General features: G+C 54.5%; 3 protein-coding genes and 2 pseudogenes. 2 read left to right on the forward strand and 3 right to left on the reverse strand.

Annotated elements, in window-relative coordinates; genetic code table 11:
- Nucleotides 1-233, forward strand: a pseudogene (locus ABYW01_RS17845) (transcriptional regulator); the annotation flags it as partial.
- 256 nt (nucleotides 234-489) lie between these two features.
- Nucleotides 490-1,041: a winged helix DNA-binding protein gene (locus tag ABYW01_RS17850; protein ID WP_372835407.1), complete on the forward strand. Its 552-nt coding sequence runs from the start codon at nucleotides 490-492 to the stop codon at nucleotides 1,039-1,041.
- On the opposite strand, the gene ABYW01_RS17855 is transcribed toward ABYW01_RS17850, so the two are convergent.
- The 3 genes and pseudogenes from ABYW01_RS17855 to ABYW01_RS17865 all read right to left on the reverse strand — a co-directional run.
- A complete protein-coding gene (locus ABYW01_RS17855) occupies nucleotides 1,038-1,661 on the reverse strand; it encodes an FMN-dependent NADH-azoreductase (protein WP_372835409.1) in 624 nt (207 codons plus the stop codon). The two genes, ABYW01_RS17850 and ABYW01_RS17855, sit on opposite strands and share 4 nt — an antisense overlap.
- On the reverse strand, nucleotides 1,661-2,701 hold the full coding sequence (gene dmpG, locus ABYW01_RS17860) for a 4-hydroxy-2-oxovalerate aldolase (RefSeq protein ID WP_372835412.1): 1,041 nt from the start codon (nucleotides 2,699-2,701) through the stop codon (nucleotides 1,661-1,663). The genes ABYW01_RS17855 and dmpG overlap by 1 nt, the downstream gene beginning before the upstream one ends.
- Before the next feature lie 15 nt (nucleotides 2,702-2,716).
- Nucleotides 2,717-3,067 (reverse strand): annotated as a pseudogene (locus tag ABYW01_RS17865) (acetaldehyde dehydrogenase (acetylating)); the annotation flags it as partial.

The raw sequence follows: 3,067 nt of genomic DNA on the forward strand, positions 1-3,067 counted from the left end.
AGAAAATGAAGGAACCCCATGGCAAGACTCACACTTATGCCATGACAGCGGAAGGGAAGAAGAAGGTTGATCGTTACGCAGAACTGCGCGAAACGTTGCTGACGACGCAGACCAACAGTATTGATCGTGTGGATCAAAAGTTGCTGGAGTCCGCCAAGCTGATCAGTTTACTGACCGGAATTTATGATGAAGCGGGCCGCATATCGGCTACCTATTCCTGTCCGGAAGACTGATACTAAACCGCAGTATGAATGCCACCGGGTTTGTCTTCAGGCCCGGTTAGCAGGGCTGTTCAGCGCTCTGTTACCGACCGTCCCGCCGTAAAAAGACCTTCTGTTCAATAACGAATTATTCAAGTAGTCTAACTGCTTGTATAAGAGTCTGTTGATCGCTGTCCAGAGACAGTGAGTTGATAGCACAGAGACAGCGTATCCCGGTTTGTCGTCGCGGGAGCGCACCCATAATAAGAACAAAATACTGGTATGCAACGTGGCAAAGAAACTAATTGATGACATGAGCTTATACCGCTCATGGCACTTGGCGCGCACAGAACACGACGCGATTACAACAGAATTTGAGTGGGTGATGCTGCGCTTTAACGAAGCCTTTGAACGCTTCTGTTTGCAGCTGGGGAGCACCGTCGGTTTAGGCAGCTTGTCCTACCAGGAACTGATTATCCTGAATGTGATCCGCATGCAGGATCGCCCTAAACCGGTCACGATTATCGCCCGTCTGCTCAACCGTGACGATATCCCAAATATCCAATACAGCCTGCGTAAGCTGGCCGGTCTGGAACTGATTGTCAAAGAGAAAGAGCCGCAGGGTAAAAACTTCAACTACGCGATGACAGACGTGGGTCGCCAGAAGTTAAATCTCTATGCGGAGTTGCGCGGACGTTTGCTGACCGATCAGACCAGCAGCATTGATAAAGTGGATGAGAAGCTGCAGCAGACGGCCCGTCTGATCAGCATGCTGACGGGCATCTATGATGAAGCAGGCCGCATCTCTGCGACCTACTCCAGCGATCTGGCGGACGACTAAACGCTTAAGCGTTCAGCCGTTGCCGCGGTCAGAAAGTGATGGATCTGATCTGAGGTCAGGTCCATTGCCTGCTGGCGAGAGAAGTTACCGCGTGACGTCCCTTCCACACAGATAAACTCGATCCCATCCAGATTCAGAAAGTCAGCGATGGCCTTAAACCAGGGCTGTACCAGATCCATCTCCGAACCCGCAAACACGCCGCCCATCGATACACAGACTAGAGCCCGTTTTCCGGCGCACAGTCCCTGCAGCTCGCCGTCAGCCACTTTGGTAAACGTACGGCCCACTCGCACAATCTGATCCATATACGCCTTCAGCGCCGAAGGAACGTTGAAGTTGTACATGGGTACACCAAAGCAGATCAGATCAGCGGCCATAAACTCAGCGATCAGCTGGTCGCTGAGTACGGTTGCCCGTTTTGCTTGCAGCGATGGACTGGGCGCAAAAAATCCCTCAATGGTATCCGCTGACAGGTGCGGAACCTGAGTTTTAATCAGATCCCGTTCCTCTAGCTGCCCATCGGGATAGACACGGGCAAACTGCTCACGAAACTGCCGGGTCATATTACGGGTGACCGAACTGTTCTGCCGACTGCTGCCATCTATCACCAGAGCACGCATCAGCTGAGCCCTTTTGCTTTAGCCCGTTCCTGAGACATGGTCAGCGCGAGGTCTTCGATCATGTCTTCCTGTCCGCCGACTGTGCCGCGACGGCCCAGTTCAACCAGCAGATCGCGTGCGGTGACGCCGTATTTGGCTTCAGCGCGTTGTGCGAAGAGCAGGAAGGAGGAGTACACCCCGGCGTAACCCAACGTCAGCGCATCGCGATCCACACGGATCGGCTGGTCCATAAACGGCACCACCCGGTCTTCGGCCACATCCATGATCTTGTACAGATCGATACCGTGATCCGCCTGCATCCGTTCCAGCACCGCCACAAAGACCTCCAACGGCGTGTTACCCGCACCGGCACCTAAGCCCGCAACCGAGCCATCGATACGGATCGCACCGGCATCCACCGCCGCCAATGAGTTGGCGATCGCCATGCCCATGTTGTGGTGACCGTGGAAACCGATCTGGGTATTGGGATTAAGTTCAGCACGCAGCAAGCCGATCTTTTCGGTTACTTCATCCGGCAACATGTAACCGGCGGAATCGGTGCAGTAGATGCAGTTAGCACCGTAGGATTCCATCAGGCGCGCCTGCTCCAGAATCTTCTCCGGGGTGGCCATATGCGCCATCATCAGGAAGCCAACAGTGTCCATCTCCAGCTTGGCGGCCAGACCAATATGTTGTTCGGAGACATCGGCTTCGGTGCAATGCGTTGCGACGCGGATGGTGTTGACGCCCAGATCTTTGGCCATGCGCAGGTGATCAACCGTGCCGATCCCCGGCAACAGCAGCGCGGAGACCTTGGCGTTTTTCATCTTCGGAATGACTGCACCGAGATACTCTTCGTCGCTGTGCGCTGGGAAACCGTAGTTCACCGAGGTGCCGCCGAGACCGTCACCGTGGGTGACTTCGATCAGTGGCATGCCTGCCTCATCTAGTCCGGTGGCCACATCCACCATCTGATCCAGAGAGATCTGGTGACGTTTGGCATGCATCCCGTCACGCAGACTCATATCGTGAAGGATGACTTTTTTATCTTTCAGATTCATAGGGTTATCCTCCGCTTAACCGCGATTTGGCAGGGTGATGGAACCGTTCGCCGCTTCTTCGGCAAACATCTCAGCGGTGCGCAAACCGGCCGCTGTCATAATGTCCAGATTGCCTGCGTATTTCGGCAGGTAGTCACCCAGACCTTCCACTTCCATAAACATGGAGACACGATTGCCATCGAACACCGGCCCGTTCACCAGGCGATAACCCGGTACGTATTTCTGCACCTCTTTCACCATCGCGTGGACGGATTCAGTGATCGCCGCTTCGTTTGGCGTCTCTTTGGTCAGGCAGTGCACGGTGTCACGCATGATCAGCGGCGGTTCCGCCGGGTTGATAATGATGATCGCCTTGCCTTTATCCGC

It is taken from the genome of Pontibacterium sp., assembly GCF_041587635.1.
In the GTDB taxonomy this organism is placed as follows: Bacteria; Pseudomonadota; Gammaproteobacteria; order Pseudomonadales; family Balneatricaceae; genus Pontibacterium.